Source organism: Staphylococcus sp. FSL W8-0305 (assembly GCF_037966415.1).
Classification (GTDB): domain Bacteria; phylum Bacillota; class Bacilli; order Staphylococcales; family Staphylococcaceae; genus Staphylococcus; species Staphylococcus aureus.
The window spans coordinates 197,401-217,037 of the sequence record NZ_CP150198.1 but is presented as its reverse complement, the minus strand read 5'-3'; the positions used below and the strand labels follow the sequence as shown (position 1 = coordinate 217,037).

The window sequence follows — 19,637 nt, the reverse complement described above, 5'->3', positions numbered from 1 at the left end:
CTATGATTCTTACTAACAGACATTAAAATCAAAACCTCAATGCGTCTCTATAGAGCGTTCTCTTTATTATCTTCTAGTTACAAATTATTGATTGTCACTTCGCTGTTCTTGCTCATTCGATTCTAAAGCATCATATAATTGAGATACTGTATGCGCAACTTGTTCTACTATCATTTTCACACCATTTCGTAGTTTATTAACACCGTTTGTCATTTGACCTATCGCAATCATATTTGTTAATGTTCCAAACCTTGGACTAATAACTTGATTGGTTTCCGGTATGATTTGTATGCCTCCCATTGGATGTGCTTGTACAATTTGTCTATTTTCAAGATTTTTAATTAATTGATCATCTTGATCTAATTCATTTAAATGACTTTTTGCACCTGTCGCGTTAATGACAACATTATATATGTCTACTGATTCTTGGTTTTTGTATGAAAAATAATACAACTTGCCATCATGTTTCACATCTTCTAAATCTTTTTTCAAAATTAAAGACTTATTTTCTATTAATTCAATAATTAGTTCAGCAGTTCTTGGAGGCATTGGATTTGAATTTAATTGAATCATCTTTGAGTATTTTTGATTAAATTGATGTTGGTCTTCAATGCTTAAGCTATTCCATATCCAATTTAAATTCTCTTTCAAATATTCAATGATACTTTGGAAAATGCCCATTTCTGTTGGACGCGCTAAATCATACTTCAAATCTGCAATATGATTTCCTGTACGTCTATGTACTAATTTTTCAAAATCAATGTCATATTCAGCACATTCTTTTAAAAATAAAGAAACTAACGTATCAAGCGGTGCATTGCCGAAATGATGTTTTTTTATGTCATTTAATTTGTCTTTAGTTAAGTACTTGAATGTCACGTCTATCATTGTACCTCTTACACTTGGTAAATTTGCAGAACGACTCGTCATAGTAATTGGTAATTTCGGATGATGAGCAGCAACATAACGAACAACATCTAAACTTGCAAGGCCTGTACCAATAATCGCAATATCGTCCAGTTCATTTACTTCGTCTAACGTATTATATGTTGGATAAGGCGTAGCGATATATCCTTTTTTGCCCTTCAAGTTATATGGATCATGGTAGGCAAATGTACCACATGTTAAAAATACATAATCGTACGTTTGCCATGATTGTTCTGAATTTGTAGTACATATGTAATAAGTTAAATTCGTTTCATCGATATTAGAATTTGTATAAATCTCTTGAACTTTATTATAATTAGTTGATATATTTGGATATTTTTTCGTATACATAGATAAATAAGATTTCATATAATGTCCGAATACAAATCTCGGTAAATATGCAGGTTCATCAAAATTAAAATCAGTTTGTTGTTTATACCACTTCCAAAATTCAGTCTCATCATCTAAATTTAAACTCATCTTTTTCGAAGGCATATTAATTAGCAGCTCAGAACTATCATTTTGAAATGGTACGCCCTGTCCCATATTTACTTTATCATCGTATAAATCTATATCTAATTGATTAAATTTCGGGTGCTTAACTAACTCTCTCAATACACTTACACCAGCAGTTCCCATGCCGATTATTGCTACACGCATATATCATCCATCCTTTAGTCATTTTAAATATTTTCTTTTATCTATTACCCATATTTATAGCAATTTGGTATTTTTAATAAAATTTATTAAGGTAATCTATTATTTCACTTTTACAACCACTAAACCATTTAAAACTTTTCATTTAATATCAAATCTAGTGTTTGTGTTAAAATATTTTTAACAATTTGCCATATTTTATGAATTCACCATTGTCATACTTCATTACTTCATCATAATTATGATTCGTTTTAAAGATGTTCATTCAATATCGACAACAGCTTATGTGTTAAAATATTTTTAACGAGGTGAATTAAATTGAAATTTATAGCAAAGATATTAATCTCATTAGTAATTCTATTTATGATTTTTAGTCGTAAAAATAAAGCTTCTTAATCAATACCCTTGATTACAAAATAAATTCAACTAAGGTGATTGGCCATACACTCAAGATATGGCTAATCACCTTTTTCAATGCAGAATAAAGAGTATATTTTGCAAAATCAATATTTATAATTTATCTTTAATACCCTTTTAATACTAAAACCAAATTTAAATTACATAGTCATATCGTGAAATATACCAAAGAAACATAGACATTTATCTATATAGATGATAATCTATTTAACGTCTAGGAGGTATGTTATGACGTATAAAGAACTAGCAACATATTTAAAAGTTTTATCAGATTCAAGCAGATTAGAAATACTAGATTTACTTTCTTGTGGAGAGTTATGCGCTTGTGATTTGTTAGAACATTTTCAATTCTCTCAACCCACACTTAGCTATCATATGAAAGCATTAGTAAAAACCAACTTAGTTACGACACGAAAAATCGGAAATAAACATTTATACCAGCTTAATCATAATATTTTTGAGTCCGTAATTAATAACTTGTCAAAAGTTCATACCTCTAACCAACGATGTATTTGTCATAACCTTAAGACTGGTGAATGCTAATGATGACAACTTTAGCGACATTCATTTTTCTAGTAACTTTATTATTTGTATTATGGCAACCTAAAGGCCTAGATATTGGATTTACTGCATTAGCAGGTGCCTTTATTGCTGTTATTACTGGTGTTGTAAGTTTTTCCGATGTTTTCGAAGTAACAGGTATAGTCTGGAATGCCACTTTAACTTTTGTATCAGTCATTCTTATTTCATTAATATTAGATAAAGTTGGATTATTCGAATGGTCAGCTATTCACATGCTTCATGCTTCAAAAGGTAGTGGCCTAAAAATGTTCGTTTATATCATATTATTGGGTGCCGTGGTTGCTGCATTTTTCGCAAATGATGGCGCAGCTTTAATCTTAACGCCCATTGTATTAGCAATGGTAAAAAATATAGGTTTTAGTAAGCGGGCCATATTTCCATTTATTATTGCAAGTGGTTTTATTGCTGATACAACGTCTTTACCTTTAATCGTGAGCAATTTGGTCAATATCATTTCTGCAGATTACTTTAACATTAGTTTCTCTCAATATCTTAGTAGAATGATTATCCCTAATTTATTCTCGTTATTAGCTAGCCTTCTAGTTTTGTGGTTATATTTTAGAAAAGCGATTCCTAAATCATTTGATGCAAATCACATAAAAAAACCTATAGATGCCATTAATGATTTAAAGCTATTTAAAATTTCATGGATTGTTCTAGTTATATTACTTTTCGGCTATCTAATCAGTGAATTTACTAAAATTCCGGTATCAATTTTCACCGGAATCATTGCTTTTATATTTCTAATATTGGCTCGTAAATCAAATGCTGTAAATATTAAGCAAGTCATTAAGGGCGCACCTTGGAATATAGTATTATTTTCAATTGGTATGTATATCGTCGTATTCGGCTTAAGAAATGCTGGCATTACTTTAATATTAGCTAAAATATTAGAATATATTTCCAATTACGGTCTATTTAGCACTATTTTGGGAATGGGCTTCATTTCAGCATTTTTATCATCAATAATGAATAATATGCCTACAGTTTTAATAGATGCGATTGCTATTGGTCAATCAAATGTCCATGGCATGTTAAAAGAAGGCCTAATTTATGCAAATGTTATCGGTTCTGATTTAGGTCCAAAAATTACACCGATAGGCTCTTTAGCTACATTACTGTGGTTACACGTCTTAACACAAAAAGATGTTAAGATTTCTTGGGGCACATACTTTAAAACTGGTATCATCATTACAATTCCAGTACTATTTTTCACACTTTTAGGATTATATCTAACACTTATACTATTTTAAGTAATAAAAAGACGCTTTCTATTTATTGCGATAGAAAGCGTCTTTTTGTACTTGAGCAAGTCATATCATAACTTAACTCTAACAAATTACTTATTCAAATGTTTACTGTCATCTTTATACACAAAGTATTTGAAGTATTTTCCTTCAGTCTTCATGTTCTTATAAAAGTCAGCGATAATTGTTGCATTACTTTCTGCCCACTTAATATCTGTAGCATATTGATGTTCTCCTGGATTTTTTGGATTCCATCTCATACTATACAATGTATTTTGATCTGTGCTTGATAAGAAGTGCTTATGAATGAAATCAGCACCGCCTGAAATAGCTTTTTCAGGTGTATCCCAACCATGCTTTTTAGCATATTCTGCACCTGTTTTAATTGGGTCTTTATCAAGAGCTCCCACTCCATAGAAATTGTAGTATTTTTTACCATCAATTTCGACACCATTAGCTAATTCACTTTTAACTGCGCCAGTTTCTAATAATGCATGTGAAATTAAATAAACTTCGTTAACGTGCTTATCTTTAGCAGCTTTTAAGAAATCATCCGTATGTTTCAATAACGTTGGTCTATCGACTAACATACGTTTAATTCTATTTTTATCAATCCCTTGATACTTTGATAAATCTAAAAATTGATATTTTTGCTTTTCATTATCGATAAAAGTACCGCTATCCATTGCACTTTTAATTTCAGTTGCAGATGCATCTCTCCATGCATCATTCTTTTTATTTGATACCTGTTGACTCGTATAATTATTTATTTGTTTCTTTGCTGCATCGTTTAATGTAACATTTAACTTTTCAATCTTAATGTCGGATTTAACATGTTTGAAAAATATCTGATCGGATATCATTGAGAAAAATAAAAATGAGACAACAGCAAATATGACAACAAGTCCTATTATTCCAAAAATAGAACCTTTCTTGTGTTTATTCATATCCACACCTCTTAGGTCATTGTTGTTATACATTCAGTTTGACTACGATAATAAAGTTTAACATTATTAAAACCGTTTAACAATTTTATCTATGCATTGTTACATATTCATAAATAAACAGTAATGTAAATGAAACGTTTTAAACGATTTATCAACATTACTTTACGTTGATTCACGAATCATAAATGTTTTATCTTTTTGTATAACCTTTGAAAACCTTTATATCAATAATCTTATTATTCACGTATTAAAAAACAAAAAATTCTCTTGTTCGTTTACTTAGTTTCTTTTTTATAATCCATCATAATAAAACTTGCTGCATTTGATCTATTTTTATAATAGTACTGATTTAAATCAATTGTACCTTCAATTTGACCATCACGATACATCATTTCATTAGTGAAGTTATTTATCATCACGAAATCAGCGCGATCTCTTATAACATCTAAATCGTCGTTTCGTGCAAAAAAATGTTCTAAATTTAAATGTGCGTAATCCATTGTTACCTCCCGATTACAAATTTTGTTCTATCTACTATTTAGCAAAGTAATAATACATCATATCACATTAAATTAATTACTTATGTCTTATATTTAACACTTAATTTAGCGATTACGCAAATGAATGATTTTTCTAAATATTTTATTCTATCTTTATCCGGAAATATTTGTTATACGTATAACTTGGAGAATGACTACTTGAAATTTAATGACGTATACAACAAACACCACAAAATCATACACCATCTTTTAAAAAAATATAATATTAGCTATAATTATGATGAGTATTATCAACTACTCTTGATAAAAATGTGGCAATTGAGTCAGATATATAAACCCTCAAGCAATCAATCTTTATCCTCTTTTTTATTCATGCGACTAAACTTTTACCTTATCGATCTATTCAGACAACAAAAACGTTTAAATGATATCATTTTATGTGAAAATCATTCACCAATACTAACTGAACAGCCAACATACTTTAATGAATATGACCTTCGTTTACAAGATGTTTGTGCCCTACTAAACCACAGGGAACGTCAGTGGCTTATGCTTTATCTTGAAGGCTATAAGCAATATGAAATTGCTGATATTATGTCATTATCAACTTCAACAATTAAATTAATTAAGGCATCAGTTAAGCGTAAATGCCAACGTTTTTTTAAATAGATGCGACGTGTCGTGTTGATTAAAATGATTAATACTCTTGGAACGCTCAATAATATGCATTTCATTTATGCGAACCATTTTATTATTAACTGATTGAAAAGGAGTACTATATTTGCAAGACATTTCTACAAAACACCTACTTTATATCCAAACCGCAACTTCGAACCATCTTGAGACAAAATGTGTCTTTCTGTACCATGAATACAATCTCGAATTCCCTATTACTAAAGCCATTCCTTATTATGCTAAATTGCATTTTACATCAGCATCAATTTTAATCGATGCGGCAAAAAGCATACTCAACATTAACAAGCTGGTGCCTATTTACCTTAATCCGAAAACGATTCTTTTCCCAATAAAACAAAAGCGTGCACCGATACAAACATATATCAATGCACACTATATAATTGGTATGACGGAAATGGGGAATTCGACTATGCTCCATTTCAAAAATGGCAAAACATTAGAAGTCGATGAACCCATGTCTCTTATTTCCAAAAAATGCTATGAAAGTTTAGCATTGAAGCATTTCATTGAAAATACTAATGACTATTAAATTTATGTTCTAACAGTTTCTTTGTAAAATATGATGTTGTGATTTTTATTAAATAGATACTAACTAACATTAATAAAATCGCCCCAATGATTGTTAAAATAACAACCGTTGTCGACAATTCTACTTTAGGGTTAACGAAAAATTGCACACCAGATAGACTTGTAATTAATCCAAATAAAAACAAACCTAATAAAGCAACGTATGCAAACATCATCACCACTAATGTTACAAAGATGCTATAACTTTTAGTTTCTTTACTACGAAATACATTTTCTCTTAAGTACGTATTAGCAAAGGTGATTGGCTTATTAAAGTTCACATTGTCCTTGTCAGTAATACTAGACAACCGTTGATCTAATGCCTGTTTTTCATTTTTGTTCAAAAACCATAATTGCTTTTTAACCTTTTTATCAAATGATGCTTTATTCATAATTAAGGATTTCTCTCCTTTATAATATTGACGTAATTTTAAACATTAGCGTCAATTGAAAGTGTATTTTATATATTTTACAGAAATACATGCATCAAATCTACAAAAATTAACTTTGCAATTTTATTTTTAGTAATTTGACACTGTATAATTGACACCGTTTATATTGCAAACAAATGGTTTTAGTTAAGTGTAATGATGCGCCTTTAAACATATCTAAGTTTCTCATATAATGAAAATGACCATACCAATGAAATGCTTTAATATTTATTTTAAAGATGATAGAAAGGATTAAATATGCAGAAATTCAAGGATTTGTTTTATGATGATTTATCAGTTGCACGTGGAAATTATTTTCTAACTTTATTATCCGCATTCTTGATTACTATTATTCTACTAATTGGTTTCGTTGTCAGTGATACACACATACTTTATGGCGTGTTTATAGTGCTCATCGGTATTGTGTTATTACGGTTATTCAAAATTAATTTACTCTCATTTAAAAAATTAACAATGTCACAAGTGATTTATATCATCGGTGGTGCATTGCTAATTTATGGGTTAGATCATCTTTATTTACATTTTCATGACGTACCGACAAATGAACAAGAATTAGATCGAGAATTACAACATATGCCTTTGTATATGTCTATTGTCACAATTGCTATTATCCCTGCCATTGTAGAAGAAATCGTTTTTCGAGGCATGATAATAAGAGTTGTATTTAGAAAGCATTTATTTATTGGATTAGTTGTGTCTAGTCTAGTGTTTGCATCATTGCATGAATCGGATACTTGGATTGGGTACTTACCTTATTTATATTCTGGAGTGATTTTTGGCCTAATATATTTAAAAACAAAGCGATTAGAAGTCGTTATTTTAATCCACTTTATAAATAACCTATCCTCATTACTCATTCTGATATGGGGATAATACTAGTTGATATAATACACAATGATTGCCCCTCAACATGTTATTCACAAAACGATATGCAATACAAATTAATAATATACTAGCTTTTAAAACAATAAAAAACCTTGTATAATTAACTTAATTTTCATAAAAATTAAACGTCAAACTTTATTTTAGGAGAATTAATATGTTTTCGAGGAATAACAATATTTTTGTTGATGATTTGTCTGTAACAAAGGACAATTATTTAATTGCAGTTTTAAAAATGTTGATCATTTTTTTAGTAATTAATTATGGAACAGACATCAGTTATGACCATGAGTATGTTGGGCTATTTATTATATTACTAGGTGTTGTACTTCTTAAAGTTTTAAACATCAATTTATTATCTTTCAAAAAATTAAAATTCCCTCATATGCTTTATATTATATTTGGATTTTTGTTGATGTATGGATTAGATTACTTATATGATACGTTCGCACCGCCTACATTAAATGAAATATTGATAGATGAAGAGTCTGAAGATGCACCTTACCACATAGCTCTGCTTAGTACTGCTATCATTCCACCAATTACAGAAGAAATCATCTGTCGTGGATTGATTATACGAATTTTATTCAGAAATCATCTTTTCTTAGGTTTTATAGTTTCAACTGTATTCTTCACGCTAATACATGAATCAAACACGCTGATTGGTTATCTTCCGTATTTTTATTCAGGTTTAATTTTTGGCTATACTTACTTAAAAACAAAACGATTAGAGGTACCGATTTTAATACATTTTATCAATAACCTCTTAGCCATGTAACAATAAAATCATTAATTATTTTGATATTTACATGATGACACCAAAGCTTTTACAAAGTATTAATAGGTGACTTTCCAAATGTTATTGCATATTTACGTTCTGTAATTATATCAAAACAACAAAACATATTAAGTTTAGCTATGAAAAAAATCTATGACGATAGATTTTTTTCATAGCTATTTTTTATTGTTATCGAGCCTATCCCAGACTCTCTATACTGTTATATTAACAGTCATTGACTGAATGATAATAAGCTTTTCAATTATAGAGGCCCCAACATAGAGAATTTCAAAAAAGAAATTCTACAGGCAATGCGCGTTGGGGTGTGGGGCCCCAACACAGAGAATTTCGACAAGAAATTCTACAGGCAATGAAATACATATTAATTTAAAATTGACTCCAATATGAAAAACCCCCATAAGCACAATGCCTATGAGGGTTTAAATATATTTATATATTATAAAATAGAAAGACCTGAAGATTGAATATCTTTCGCAAAGCCTTTAACTGTATCTACTGATAATTCGTTAATATCGCGACCTAAGTTTGTATTCACTTTTTTCACAACATCTGCAGGGCATGTAATAATATCTGCACCAATTTCATCAGCTTGAATCACATTGAATAATTCGCGGCAACTTGCCCATAATAATTTAACGCCGTCTTTACTATGCGTAACTTTTACAGCCTCTTTCATTAATGGTAATGGATCTACGCCTGTATCTGCAATACGTCCTGCAAATACTGAAACATATGTTGGCACACCTTCAGTTACTGCTTCAGTTATTTCTTTAACTTGTTCAATTGTATAAACAGCCGTAACGTTTAATCTCACATTGTCAGCTGAAAGTTTTTTAATTAAAGGAATCGTTGATTCACCTTTTGTATTTACAATAGGAATTTTAACAAATACATTTTCGCCATATTGTTTTAAAATTGCTGCTTCTTTTTCCATAGTTTCTAAATCGTCTGCAAATACTTCAAATGAAATTGAAGCATCTGGAATTTCTTTCACAGCTTCTTCAGCAAAAGCTTTGTAATCTGTTACGCCCGCTTTCGCCATTAAACTAGGATTTGTTGTAAAGCCATCCACTTGTTTGTTTTTATAAGCTGCTTTCATTTCTTCAATATCTGCACCATCCGCAAATACTTCTACATTTAGTTTAGCCATATAATATAGCCTCCTTGATTCTTATTAAAATTTTAACAACATCTGCATGTCTTTTTCTTACAACCATTTGTAAAAAATGATTTTTATTTCTTTGTTATATAAAACATTTATATCACGCTTTTATAATATATAGCTAATTTTTTGCCTATATTTCTTAAAAATGACTTTAGCAACATTGTGTCAACAAGGTAATTAAACTATTGTTTTGTGATTGTTTATGATACGATATGTAAATGATAACCATCCAGGAGGTCTAGCATGTCTCGTTCAAAAAAATACTTTTACTTATCTAGCTTAATGATTATTTTAAGCTTTTTCTTTAATACAAATAACGTTTTCCTAAGTGGGCTTTTTAATTCTTTTATTAAATTAATACTTTTCTGCAGTGTTATTAACTCAATTGTACTAATATTGTCTATAATTTTTGCAGATCGTTCAATTAAATCACTAAAGCCTGATGCAGATTGGATTAGAATTGCGAGTAAAAGTTTGCCTTGGATTATTCTAATCGTTATTTTAGTACATATCTTTTCGATTGTTCACACATTCGGTTTTATTTAAAAAAGATAAAATGTCAATGTAGCCTTAATACAAAACAATACAATGTATCATGCTAAAATGAGTAAATCCATTTGATGACGTTGTTGCGTATAAAAATATTAGATTTTCGAAATCATAACTATGCATCTAATCGCTATAGTTATACAACAAGATATAACATATAATGAGGTTTGATAATGCATCGACAATTTTTGTCGTCGCGTTGCCAAAACCTCTTTTTTAAATTCAAACTACTTCTTTTCGAGGTGAACCAAATGCAATATGTATATATTTTTATCGGTGGTGCTTTAGGCGCTTTATTACGTTACCTCATTTCTTTTCTGAATACTGACGGAGGTTTTCCAATCGGAACACTGATAGCCAATTTGACTGGTGCTTTTGTAATGGGATTGCTAACAGCCTTAACAATTGCATTTTTTTCAAACCATCCGACCCTTAAAAAAGCTATTACGACTGGTTTTCTTGGTGCTTTAACGACTTTTTCAACATTTCAATTAGAATTAATACATATGTTTGATCATCAACAATTTATAACTTTACTACTATATGCTGTAACAAGTTATGTCTTTGGTATTTTGTTATGTTACGTCGGTATAAAACTAGGTGGTGGTTTATCATGATATCAATCATTTTAGTCATGATTGGCGGCGGTTTGGGTGCAATTGCTAGAAGTGCCATTACTGATTATTTCAATCATAAATTCACTTCAAAGTTACCTATCGCAACATTGATAGTAAATCTTGTTGGTAGTTTTTTAATTGGATTAACTATAGGCTTATCAATTTCAATCTCATGGTTCCCTGCGTTCTTTGTTACCGGTTTTTTAGGTGGCTTAACAACTTTCTCAACATTAGCCAAGGAACTTACACTAATGATGACGCCAAAATTTAATATTAACCTTTTTCTCAATTATTCACTTTTACAATTCATCATTGGATTTATAGCTTGTTATATTGGCTATCATATTTAAAAATAAAATGCTTCATTCAGCAAATAGGTAAATTACGACACCTTCCTGAACGAAGCATTTTTTAATTTTCATGCAAATTTTTTAGCACCAGATAATGCCTATCAAAATAAAACAATCTTTGTTGCCGTTTAAATAATGTGAATGTCAATAAATTCTCCAAACTAGTCGAAAATAAAAACGTTAAGCAATATGTCTATTACCTAACGTTGACAATTTATCTGACCTTTTCATCAGTTGAGCGATTTTAATCTATCCTTCAAAAGTTTTTGGATCAGGTCCAATTCTCTTATCTTGATTTAAACCATCAATTCGCGTCATTTGTTCATCTGATAATTCGAAATCAAATATTCGGAAGTTTTCAGAGATTCTGTTTGGTGTCACCGATTTAGGGATTGTAACCACTCCATGCTGCACATTCCATCTTAAAACAACTTGGGCAGGTGACTTTCCTAATTCTTGAGCAATGTCTTTAATTGTCTCATCATTTAAAATTTGTGCATTCATCAATGGTGACCAAGATTCCATCACGATATGTTGTGCTGCCAAATATAATTTCAATTTATGTTGCGTTAAATATGGATGATATTCAACCTGATTAATTACAGGTTTAATTGACACTTGTGCCAACAAAGCTTCCAAATGTTCAGGTTCAAAATTGCTGACACCTATATTTTTAACTTTATTATTTTTATATAAATCTTCCATACCTTTCCATGTATCAACCATTACGGCTTCGTTCGTACCTGGCCAATGTACTAGATACAAATCTAAGTATTTTAAACCTAATCTAGATAAACTAGCTTCGTAGGCAGCTGCTACATTTTCACGACCAAAATCCTCAAAATATAATTTTGAAGTAATAAATAAGTCTTCTCTAGCAATACCAGTTGATTCCAATCCGGCACGAATGCCAGCACCTACTTGTTCTTCATTCCCATAAACTTTTGCGGTATCAATACTACGATATCCTTGTTCAATGGCATACTTAACACTTTCCATGCAATTTTCATCATTTTCCACACGAAATGTCCCTAAACCAATTTGTGGCATCGTGTTTCCATTATAAAATGTTTTAACCTCCATAAATATCGCCTCACCTTTTTGATGTATTATACCCTGTTATCATAACAAATCTGAGTTGAATACATGAGAAAAAACACTTAGAGCAATCAACCACTAAAATGCTAGTAATATCTCTCAAATATTAATCAAATTGTAAAAGTAATTCTGTTTAATTTATGACAAACTAAAAAAGCCGAAGTAACAACATATAGTCATCACTTCAGCCTAACATTTAATTGAATGATTCAATTTTATCCATCATTTGTTGTAAGTCTTCCACGTTGTATTGAATACGACCATGGAATACAAATTTGTTAAAGAACTCGTCTAATTGTTCAGCACCGACAAGCACTTTGACAGCACTATTTTGATTATAATTTGAAATTGTTACATCGCCTTCATTTTTAGGATTAAAGTATAAAATTGAAGTCGGTGTATATTTAGCACCTAAATGTTTTTGTAAGTCTTCAGCCAATTGTTTAATTGCCTCAATTTGATCTGAATAATTTACAAATGATAATGAACGTTTGTCATCATTTTGATCCATAACAATAGTTTGCGGTCTAGATTTATCTAAATCCAATGTATCAAATACTTGTTCCATAGGTGGTAAATCTTTAAATTGACCGCCACTTATACCATTATAAACATGACCTTTTAACAATTGAGAATCAATAATATAAAGACCAGTTCTTGTTAATACTAAATGACTAATTCGTTCAATATTATTAAAGCCATCCTTTGGTAAAAAGATATTTGCCATAATGTGCATATCTTCTGGTCGAATTCGTTTTTCTTTAACTAATCTTTCACGAATACCAATTAATCTCATGTCCGTTACATATTCACTATGATTTTTCGAGAACAATTTTAATGCGTCAATCTCACGATCTTTTGTACTAACCATGTGATTATAATCTTCTTGTTGTTTTGTAATTGTCTTTTTATTTTGAATACGCTCTTTCTCTAAAGCTTCTTCATGAGACTTTTTAATGTTTTGTTCTTGTTGTTCATACTTTTCTTCTGTTTGTCGCTTAACTTTTTTCTTACTACCTAAGGCAACTAAGAAAAGGACAAAAAAGATTAATGCAATGACTACTGCAATAATGAGTCCAATGACTACCGGTGAAGATAAATCCATCACAACAACGCTCCTTTTTAATATATGAATAACTTTAATTATAATAGAAAATCTTTTATTTAGCTATATTCAATTCATCTTATTATTTTACTGCGTCTTTTAATTCTTCCACTTTGTCTAATTTTTCCCATGGGAATAAGACATCTGTACGTCCAAAATGACCATAAGCAGCAGTTTGTTTGTAAATCGGTTGTTTCAAATCAAGCATTTTAATAATACCTGCAGGTCTTAGGTCAAAGTGTTTTCTAACTGCTTCGACAAGTTGCCCTTCAGAAACTTTACCTGTTCCAAATGTATCAATTGCAATTGACACTGGTTCTGCAACACCAATCGCATATGCCAATTGTACTTCACATTGATCTGCTAAACCTGCTGCTACAATATTTTTAGCCACATAACGTGCAGCGTATGCAGCTGAACGGTCTACTTTTGTAGGATCTTTACCGCTAAAGCATCCGCCACCATGACGTGCATAGCCACCGTACGTATCAACAATGATTTTACGTCCTGTTAATCCTGCATCACCTTGAGGTCCACCGATTACAAAGCGTCCTGTAGGATTGATGTAGAATTTAGTTTGTTCATTAATCAAGTTTTCTGGAACAGTTGGATAAATGACATGCGCTTTGATGTCTTCTTGAATTTGTTCAAGTGTCACATCATCAGCATGTTGTGTTGATACGACAATCGTATCAATACGTACAGGGTTATCATTTTCATCATATTCAACAGTGACCTGAACTTTACCGTCTGGTCGTAAATAATTTAACGTACCATCTTTACGCACATCTGATAAACGTTTTGCCAATTGATGTGATAAATAAATTGCTAGAGGCATATACGTCTCTGTTTCATTCGTTGCGTAACCAAACATTAAACCTTGGTCACCTGCACCTGTTGCTTCAATTTCTTCTTCGCTATCTTTATCACGATACTCTAATGCTTTATCCACGCCTTGTGCAATGTCAGGTGATTGTTCATCAATCGCAGTTAAAATTGCCATTGTTTCATAATCATAACCATATTTTGCTCTTGTGTATCCAATTTCTTTGATTGTTTCTCTAACAACTTTCGGAATATCAACATATGTTGTTGTAGAAATTTCGCCGGCGATCAATGCCATACCTGTTGTAACAGTTGTTTCACAAGCTACACGTGCATTTGGATCGTCTTTTAAAATAGCATCTAATATTGCATCTGACACTTGGTCAGCGATTTTATCTGGGTGTCCTTCTGTAACAGACTCTGAAGTAAATAATCGTTTGTTATTTAACATAGTTTGCTCCTTTAAATTTATATTACGAAAATTCTCTCTCTGTGAGCTAAATAAAAAAGACCTTCTAACTATTAATATAGAGAGAAGGCCTAATACGTCCATTCGCTCTTATCGTTCAGACCTATTTGTCTGCAAACGGTTTGGCACCTTTCTTTTATAAAAAAAGAGGTTGCTGGGTTTCATTGGGTCCATGTCCCTCCACCACTCAGGATAAGAGAATCCGTTAAAAATAATACTACCTAATTAATGAATTAATGTCAATTTTTCACAAATAAATTTACAGTAAAATATTGTAGATTAATTATGTTAATGTGTTATACTAATTAAATGTAAAGGCTTACATTTAAATTATCGCTTTGGAGGGATTTAGGATGTCAGTAGACACATACACTGAAACAACTAAAATTGACAAATTACTGAAAAAACCAACGTCACATTTTCAACTTTCGACGACACAACTTTATAATAAAATCTTAGACAATAAGGAAGGGGTATTAACAGAACTTGGTGCTGTTAATGCAAGTACTGGAAAATATACTGGTCGTTCGCCTAAAGACAAATTTTTTGTCTCAGAACCTTCATATAGAGATAACATTGACTGGGGAGAAATTAATCAACCTATCGATGAAGAAACTTTCTTGAAGTTATACCATAAAGTACTAGACTATTTAGATAAAAAAGATGAATTATACGTATTTAAAGGCTACGCTGGTAGCGATAAAGATACAATGTTAAAACTTACAGTCATCAATGAATTAGCATGGCATAATTTATTTGCTAAAAATATGTTTATTAGACCTGAATCAAAAGAAGAAGCTACAAAGATTAAACCTAACTTCACTATCGTTTCTGCCCCACATTTTAAAGCAGATCCAGAAGTTGATGGTACTAAATCTGAAACCTTTGTCATTATTTCATTTAAACACAAAGTCATTTTAATCGGCGGTACTGAATACGCTGGTGAAATGAAAAAAGGTATCTTCTCTGTAATGAATTATCTCTTACCGATGCAAGATATTATGAGCATGCATTGCTCAGCAAACGTTGGTGAAAAAGGCGATGTTGCATTATTCTTTGGTCTATCTGGCACAGGTAAAACAACCTTATCGGCTGACCCACACCGTAAACTAATCGGTGATGATGAACACGGCTGGAATAAAAACGGGGTCTTTAATATCGAAGGTGGCTGCTATGCAAAAGCAATTAATCTTTCCAAAGAAAAAGAACCACAGATTTTTGACGCAATCAAATATGGTGCAATTTTAGAGAACACTGTAGTTGCAGAAGATGGTTCAGTGGACTTTGAAGACAATCGTTATACAGAAAACACGCGTGCCGCTTATCCAATTAATCACATTGACAATATTGTAGTACCATCTAAAGCAGCACATCCAAATACAATTATTTTCTTAACTGCGGATGCATTTGGTGTTATTCCACCGATTTCAAAGTTAAATAAAGACCAAGCAATGTATCATTTCTTGAGTGGTTTCACTTCTAAATTAGCTGGCACAGAGCGTGGTGTGACAGAACCTGAACCATCATTCTCAACATGTTTCGGCGCACCGTTCTTCCCGTTACACCCTACTGTTTACGCTGATTTATTAGGTGAACTTATCGATTTACATGATGTTGATGTTTATCTTGTTAATACTGGATGGACTGGCGGAAAATATGGTGTAGGACGTAGAATCAGCTTACATTACACACGTCAAATGGTAAACCAAGCGATTTCTGGCAAATTGAAAAATGCAGAATATACAAAGGATAGTACGTTTGGTTTAAGCATTCCTGTAGAAATTGAAGATGTACCGAAAACTATTTTAAATCCAATTAATGCTTGGAGCGACAAAGAGAAATATAAAACACAAGCAGAAGATTTAATTCAACGTTTTGAAAAGAACTTCGAAAAATTTGGTGAAAAAGTTGAACATATTGCCGAAAAAGGTAGCTTCAACAAATAAATTTAAATACTAATTAAAGAGCCAACCGCTGTTAAATTTTAACAATGGTTGGCTCCTCTTATTTTATATGGTAAAAATTTATAGGCAATTTTATTACAACAATCACATTTAAGGTGACCTTCATGCCAAACTCACATCACTCATTCAATGGAAGCAGCACGTCTTCACATAAAGTACCGATTCCTTACGCTATGCATGTTGCCCCACTTTGCATAAAGTACCGATTCCTCACTCAACGTATATCACACATCTCCAAAGATTGATAGTTCCCATGCGCACACCACGTTTCATACTACCTATGCAACTCAACTTGGTTCATAAATTCTTTAATATAAGTCAATGTTTCAACCATCGCTGGTGGTCTTGGCACATGTCCTTCTGCCATTTGATAAAATGTTTCATGCATGGCACCTTTTAACTCTAGTTGATCCGCTAAATAATACGCATGATGAATACCAACTTGCTGGTCTTTCCCTCCATGTACAATTAATATTGCTGGACTGTTTTCATTAATGTTTGGAATCGCTTGGCGTGCCTCATATGCTGCTCGATCTTTTTTCGGATGACCAATCATTCTACGTAACATCCCTCTTAAATCAACGCGCTCTTCATACATCAAATCAATATCTGAGACTCCACCCCAGATGATATAACTATTTACAGGTAAGTCTTGAAACGTCAACAACCCTTGTAGTCCACCTCTTGAAAAACCAACCATATGAATAAAAGCTTGCGGATATTTATCATGTAGCAACCTCAATAATTCAGTCACATCATTTAAATCGCCACGATAAAATTCATCTTTACCTTCACTCCCATTGTTACCTCGGTAGTATGGCCCAATCACTAAAGTTTGACTATCTGAAAATTGCATTAATCTACCTGCGCGCACACGTCCTACTTGGCCTTTGCCACCTCGCAAATATACTACAATGCGTTTTACTTCATGATGTGGTGTCATCATTAAAGCTTTTACTTGTAAATCATCTGACAAATATGTAATTTCTTCGAATTGATGCGTAAAAGATTCAATTGGCATTCGTTTACGTTTGATAAAATCCAAGTGATTGCACCCTCTCTACGCATTTTAAAATGGTACTATCTTGCAGTAAGAAACTCCGTTGTGCGAGTTCAATATCATTGATACAGTTAAACAACACTGGCCCTGCTGTTTCTAAATAATCGTTCTTGCTTACCAATGATTCAACTTCGATAAAATATACATCTTTTACAAAATCAGTTTGATCATGTGTTTCAATGGTATATTGCGCTATGTAATGAATATTTTTAACTTTGGCGCCTGTTTCTTCATATAATTCACGGGTAATTGCTTCAGCACTACTTTCCCCGCGTTCCCTTTTACCACCAGGAAATTCAATACCCCGTAAATTATGTTTGGTAAAAAGCAATTGATTTTTAAACGTTGGAATAGCTAGCACATGATTGCCATCTGCTATCTCATTATCCTTTTTAAATGTCAAATTAACTTGACGATTATCTTTATCCCTAAACTTCACGCGCATCACATCCCTACATTGTATGTTAATATAATAGTTAATTACTATCGTTGGAGGCATTAATTATGAAAAAGATATTCTTGGCGATGATTCATTTTTATCAACGTTTCATTTCGCCACTCACTCCACCAACTTGTCGTTTTTATCCAACATGTTCAGAGTACACTAGAGAAGCGATTCAATACCACGGTGCTTTCAAAGGCCTTTATTTAGGCATCCGTCGTATTTTAAAATGTCATCCGCTTCATAAAGGTGGCTTTGACCCAGTTCCGTTAAAAAAAGACAAGTCAGCAAGCAAGCATTCACATAAACATAACCATTAATATGGTTGTAATTGAGTTATATCCACTAAAGGGGGGCGAAATTCGAGTCGCCCCTCTTTTAATATGCCTGAATGCGACACCACATCTTGTTCAAAATAATAACCTGCTGGTGTAACATCTCCTGGATAATCACCTTTACGAGCAAGCATCGCTGTAAAATAACGGCTTAAACCATATTCATACATGCCGCCAACAACCACTTTTACACCATGACTTTTCAAAGTATCAATTGCCGTTTGCACTTTATCAATGCCACCTAGACGAAATGGTTTTAATACAACAACTTTCACATTGTATAATTTTATCAAATTAATTATGGCCGACAGTGACGTCGCCTTTTCATCAAGAGCAATTGGAGGTATTGTTCCATCCACTACGTCATCAAGCATTGAGATATCTGTAAATGGCTCTTCGATATAAAGAACCTGTTCACGCGCTAATAACTGTAACTGTGTAAAATCTTGACGATTCAAGGATTCATTTGCATCTATAACCAATTGAAAGTGGAAGTCTAATTCCCGTAACACTCTAATTTGATGCATGATTTGAGGCGTCCATTTTAATTTAATTCTGGTCGGCTTTGTTGCTTTCAATGACTCTAGTTGTTTATTTGATAAGCCGCTCGCTGTCGCTCCATATGCTACTGAAAATGAAAGCAGTACATGAAACATTTGATACAATGCCATGACAATAGTTGCCCTTGCAGCAGGCGTATTTTCCAATGAATCTACTAGTTTTAGTGCAGCTTCATACGTTTCAAATGATTTATTCCTATTATCTTCGAACCATTGCTCAATTACATGTTTCACTGACGCAATTGTTTCATGATCATACCAATCTGTTTGAAAAGCGTTACATTCCCCGAAATATGCATTTCCTTTATCATCATTCAATTCGATAAACAAACAATCACGATGCGTTAAAGTGACTTTCGGTGTTACAATTTGTGACTTAAATGGCTCACTATATTTATAAAAATGCAAAGCTGTCAACTTCATCA

General features: G+C 31.9%; 22 protein-coding genes and 1 riboswitch. Of the genes, 11 read left to right on the top strand and 11 right to left on the bottom strand.

Annotated features, from left to right (window positions below; translation table 11 throughout):
• Positions 1 to 84 precede the first annotated feature (84 nt).
• A complete protein-coding gene (locus NST10_RS01300) occupies positions 85 to 1,587 on the bottom strand; it encodes an FAD/NAD(P)-binding protein (RefSeq protein WP_001261683.1) in 1,503 nt (500 codons plus the stop codon).
• 642 nt (positions 1,588 to 2,229) lie between these two features.
• Between NST10_RS01300 and NST10_RS01295 the strand changes: the two genes are divergently transcribed.
• Together NST10_RS01295 and arsB are read left to right on the top strand one after the other, a co-directional pair.
• The gene (locus NST10_RS01295; protein ID WP_000221190.1) at positions 2,230 to 2,544 is read left to right on the top strand and encodes a metalloregulator ArsR/SmtB family transcription factor; all 315 of its coding nucleotides are present in this window, start codon (positions 2,230 to 2,232) and stop codon (positions 2,542 to 2,544) included.
• Positions 2,544 to 3,836: an arsenite efflux transporter membrane subunit ArsB gene (gene arsB, locus NST10_RS01290; RefSeq protein WP_000989104.1), complete on the top strand. Its 1,293-nt coding sequence runs from the start codon at positions 2,544 to 2,546 to the stop codon at positions 3,834 to 3,836. The genes NST10_RS01295 and arsB overlap by 1 nt, the downstream gene beginning before the upstream one ends.
• A gap of 86 nt (positions 3,837 to 3,922) precedes the next feature.
• Here arsB and NST10_RS01285 read toward each other — a convergent pair whose 3' ends face one another.
• The gene (locus NST10_RS01285) at positions 3,923 to 4,777 is read right to left on the bottom strand and encodes an N-acetylglucosaminidase (protein ID WP_001032833.1); all 855 of its coding nucleotides are present in this window, start codon (positions 4,775 to 4,777) and stop codon (positions 3,923 to 3,925) included.
• Between the two features lie 275 nt (positions 4,778 to 5,052).
• On the bottom strand, positions 5,053 to 5,277 hold the full coding sequence (locus tag NST10_RS01280; RefSeq protein ID WP_000384171.1) for a hypothetical protein: 225 nt from the start codon (positions 5,275 to 5,277) through the stop codon (positions 5,053 to 5,055).
• A gap of 198 nt (positions 5,278 to 5,475) precedes the next feature.
• Here NST10_RS01280 and NST10_RS01275 point away from each other — a divergent pair, with 198 nt between their 5' ends.
• Together NST10_RS01275 and NST10_RS01270 are read left to right on the top strand one after the other, a co-directional pair.
• Entirely contained in the window at positions 5,476 to 5,946 is a 471-nt protein-coding gene (locus tag NST10_RS01275) for an RNA polymerase sigma factor (RefSeq protein ID WP_000671059.1), read from the top strand.
• Between the two features lie 112 nt (positions 5,947 to 6,058).
• Positions 6,059 to 6,502: a competence protein ComK gene (locus NST10_RS01270; RefSeq protein ID WP_001152695.1), complete on the top strand. Its 444-nt coding sequence runs from the start codon at positions 6,059 to 6,061 to the stop codon at positions 6,500 to 6,502.
• Here NST10_RS01270 and NST10_RS01265 read toward each other — a convergent pair.
• Positions 6,489 to 6,932 (bottom strand): hypothetical protein, encoded by a 444-nt coding sequence (locus tag NST10_RS01265; protein ID WP_001030476.1) that lies wholly within the window; start codon positions 6,930 to 6,932, stop codon positions 6,489 to 6,491. The two genes, NST10_RS01270 and NST10_RS01265, sit on opposite strands and share 14 nt — an antisense overlap.
• Positions 6,933 to 7,229: 297 nt before the next feature.
• Here NST10_RS01265 and NST10_RS01260 point away from each other — a divergent pair, with 297 nt between their 5' ends.
• Positions 7,230 to 7,865 (top strand): type II CAAX endopeptidase family protein, encoded by a 636-nt coding sequence (locus NST10_RS01260; protein ID WP_001168914.1) that lies wholly within the window; start codon positions 7,230 to 7,232, stop codon positions 7,863 to 7,865.
• 166 nt (positions 7,866 to 8,031) lie between these two features.
• Positions 8,032 to 8,652: a type II CAAX endopeptidase family protein gene (locus NST10_RS01255; protein WP_000492901.1), complete on the top strand. Its 621-nt coding sequence runs from the start codon at positions 8,032 to 8,034 to the stop codon at positions 8,650 to 8,652.
• 457 nt (positions 8,653 to 9,109) lie between these two features.
• Here NST10_RS01255 and NST10_RS01250 read toward each other — a convergent pair whose 3' ends face one another.
• A complete protein-coding gene (locus NST10_RS01250) occupies positions 9,110 to 9,823 on the bottom strand; it encodes a transaldolase (protein WP_001096494.1) in 714 nt (237 codons plus the stop codon).
• Positions 9,824 to 10,081: 258 nt separating this feature from the next.
• Here NST10_RS01250 and NST10_RS01245 point away from each other — a divergent pair, with 258 nt between their 5' ends.
• The 3 genes from NST10_RS01245 to NST10_RS01235 all read left to right on the top strand — a co-directional run bounded on the left by NST10_RS01245 (position 10,082) and on the right by NST10_RS01235 (position 11,354).
• Positions 10,082 to 10,384: a hypothetical protein gene (locus tag NST10_RS01245; protein WP_000091444.1), complete on the top strand. Its 303-nt coding sequence runs from the start codon at positions 10,082 to 10,084 to the stop codon at positions 10,382 to 10,384.
• 254 nt (positions 10,385 to 10,638) lie between these two features.
• Positions 10,639 to 11,004: a fluoride efflux transporter CrcB gene (crcB, locus tag NST10_RS01240; RefSeq protein ID WP_001200542.1), complete on the top strand. Its 366-nt coding sequence runs from the start codon at positions 10,639 to 10,641 to the stop codon at positions 11,002 to 11,004.
• A complete protein-coding gene (locus tag NST10_RS01235; RefSeq protein WP_000623481.1) occupies positions 11,001 to 11,354 on the top strand; it encodes a CrcB family protein in 354 nt (117 codons plus the stop codon). Before crcB ends, NST10_RS01235 begins: the two co-directional genes overlap by 4 nt.
• A gap of 249 nt (positions 11,355 to 11,603) precedes the next feature.
• Here the strand turns inward: NST10_RS01235 and NST10_RS01230 are convergent, their stop codons facing one another.
• The 3 genes from NST10_RS01230 to metK form a co-directional block, all read right to left on the bottom strand.
• A complete protein-coding gene (locus NST10_RS01230) occupies positions 11,604 to 12,437 on the bottom strand; it encodes an aldo/keto reductase (protein ID WP_000453316.1) in 834 nt (277 codons plus the stop codon).
• A 211-nt stretch (positions 12,438 to 12,648) separates the two neighbouring features.
• Positions 12,649 to 13,557 (bottom strand): nuclease-related domain-containing protein, encoded by a 909-nt coding sequence (locus NST10_RS01225; protein WP_000366165.1) that lies wholly within the window; start codon positions 13,555 to 13,557, stop codon positions 12,649 to 12,651.
• Between the two features lie 82 nt (positions 13,558 to 13,639).
• Positions 13,640 to 14,833, bottom strand: a complete 1,194-nt coding sequence (gene metK, locus NST10_RS01220; RefSeq protein WP_000933819.1) for a methionine adenosyltransferase — start codon at positions 14,831 to 14,833, stop codon at positions 13,640 to 13,642.
• 105 nt (positions 14,834 to 14,938) lie between these two features.
• Positions 14,939 to 15,050, bottom strand: a riboswitch (SAM riboswitch).
• A gap of 154 nt (positions 15,051 to 15,204) precedes the next feature.
• Here metK and pckA point away from each other — a divergent pair.
• The gene (gene pckA, locus NST10_RS01215) at positions 15,205 to 16,797 is read left to right on the top strand and encodes a phosphoenolpyruvate carboxykinase (ATP) (RefSeq protein WP_339210683.1); all 1,593 of its coding nucleotides are present in this window, start codon (positions 15,205 to 15,207) and stop codon (positions 16,795 to 16,797) included.
• Positions 16,798 to 17,089: 292 nt separating this feature from the next.
• On the opposite strand, the gene NST10_RS01210 is transcribed toward pckA, so the two are convergent.
• On the bottom strand, positions 17,090 to 17,836 hold the full coding sequence (locus NST10_RS01210) for a prolyl oligopeptidase family serine peptidase (protein WP_001801476.1): 747 nt from the start codon (positions 17,834 to 17,836) through the stop codon (positions 17,090 to 17,092).
• Between the two features lie 4 nt (positions 17,837 to 17,840).
• Positions 17,841 to 18,314 (bottom strand): RNA deprotection pyrophosphohydrolase, encoded by a 474-nt coding sequence (gene ytkD / locus NST10_RS01205; RefSeq protein ID WP_000672010.1) that lies wholly within the window; start codon positions 18,312 to 18,314, stop codon positions 17,841 to 17,843.
• Positions 18,315 to 18,379: 65 nt separating this feature from the next.
• Here ytkD and yidD point away from each other — a divergent pair, with 65 nt between their 5' ends.
• Positions 18,380 to 18,637, top strand: coding sequence for a membrane protein insertion efficiency factor YidD (gene yidD, locus NST10_RS01200; protein ID WP_000718107.1), 258 nt, complete (start codon positions 18,380 to 18,382; stop codon positions 18,635 to 18,637).
• On the opposite strand, the gene menC is transcribed toward yidD, so the two are convergent.
• A complete protein-coding gene (gene menC / locus NST10_RS01195; RefSeq protein ID WP_339210678.1) occupies positions 18,634 to 19,635 on the bottom strand; it encodes an o-succinylbenzoate synthase in 1,002 nt (333 codons plus the stop codon). The two genes, yidD and menC, sit on opposite strands and share 4 nt — an antisense overlap.
• Positions 19,636 to 19,637: the final 2 nt, after the last annotated feature.

Coding starts and splice junctions, on each gene's coding strand:
- NST10_RS01235 (WP_000623481.1), top strand. CDS start 11,001: ATGATATCAATCATTTTAGTCATGATTGGCGGCGGTTTGGGTGCAATT.
- menC (WP_339210678.1), bottom strand. CDS start 19,635: ATGAAGTTGACAGCTTTGCATTTTTATAAATATAGTGAGCCATTTAAG.
- NST10_RS01210 (WP_001801476.1), bottom strand. CDS start 17,836: ATGCCAATTGAATCTTTTACGCATCAATTCGAAGAAATTACATATTTG.
- NST10_RS01265 (WP_001030476.1), bottom strand. CDS start 6,932: ATGAATAAAGCATCATTTGATAAAAAGGTTAAAAAGCAATTATGGTTT.
- NST10_RS01245 (WP_000091444.1), top strand. CDS start 10,082: ATGTCTCGTTCAAAAAAATACTTTTACTTATCTAGCTTAATGATTATT.
- metK (WP_000933819.1), bottom strand. CDS start 14,833: ATGTTAAATAACAAACGATTATTTACTTCAGAGTCTGTTACAGAAGGA.
- NST10_RS01280 (WP_000384171.1), bottom strand. CDS start 5,277: ATGGATTACGCACATTTAAATTTAGAACATTTTTTTGCACGAAACGAC.
- NST10_RS01250 (WP_001096494.1), bottom strand. CDS start 9,823: ATGGCTAAACTAAATGTAGAAGTATTTGCGGATGGTGCAGATATTGAA.
- NST10_RS01255 (WP_000492901.1), top strand. CDS start 8,032: ATGTTTTCGAGGAATAACAATATTTTTGTTGATGATTTGTCTGTAACA.
- NST10_RS01295 (WP_000221190.1), top strand. CDS start 2,230: ATGACGTATAAAGAACTAGCAACATATTTAAAAGTTTTATCAGATTCA.
- NST10_RS01300 (WP_001261683.1), bottom strand. CDS start 1,587: ATGCGTGTAGCAATAATCGGCATGGGAACTGCTGGTGTAAGTGTATTG.
- arsB (WP_000989104.1), top strand. CDS start 2,544: ATGATGACAACTTTAGCGACATTCATTTTTCTAGTAACTTTATTATTT.
- NST10_RS01230 (WP_000453316.1), bottom strand. CDS start 12,437: ATGGAGGTTAAAACATTTTATAATGGAAACACGATGCCACAAATTGGT.
- NST10_RS01225 (WP_000366165.1), bottom strand. CDS start 13,557: ATGGATTTATCTTCACCGGTAGTCATTGGACTCATTATTGCAGTAGTC.
- NST10_RS01285 (WP_001032833.1), bottom strand. CDS start 4,777: ATGAATAAACACAAGAAAGGTTCTATTTTTGGAATAATAGGACTTGTT.
- yidD (WP_000718107.1), top strand. CDS start 18,380: ATGAAAAAGATATTCTTGGCGATGATTCATTTTTATCAACGTTTCATT.
- crcB (WP_001200542.1), top strand. CDS start 10,639: ATGCAATATGTATATATTTTTATCGGTGGTGCTTTAGGCGCTTTATTA.
- pckA (WP_339210683.1), top strand. CDS start 15,205: ATGTCAGTAGACACATACACTGAAACAACTAAAATTGACAAATTACTG.
- NST10_RS01260 (WP_001168914.1), top strand. CDS start 7,230: ATGCAGAAATTCAAGGATTTGTTTTATGATGATTTATCAGTTGCACGT.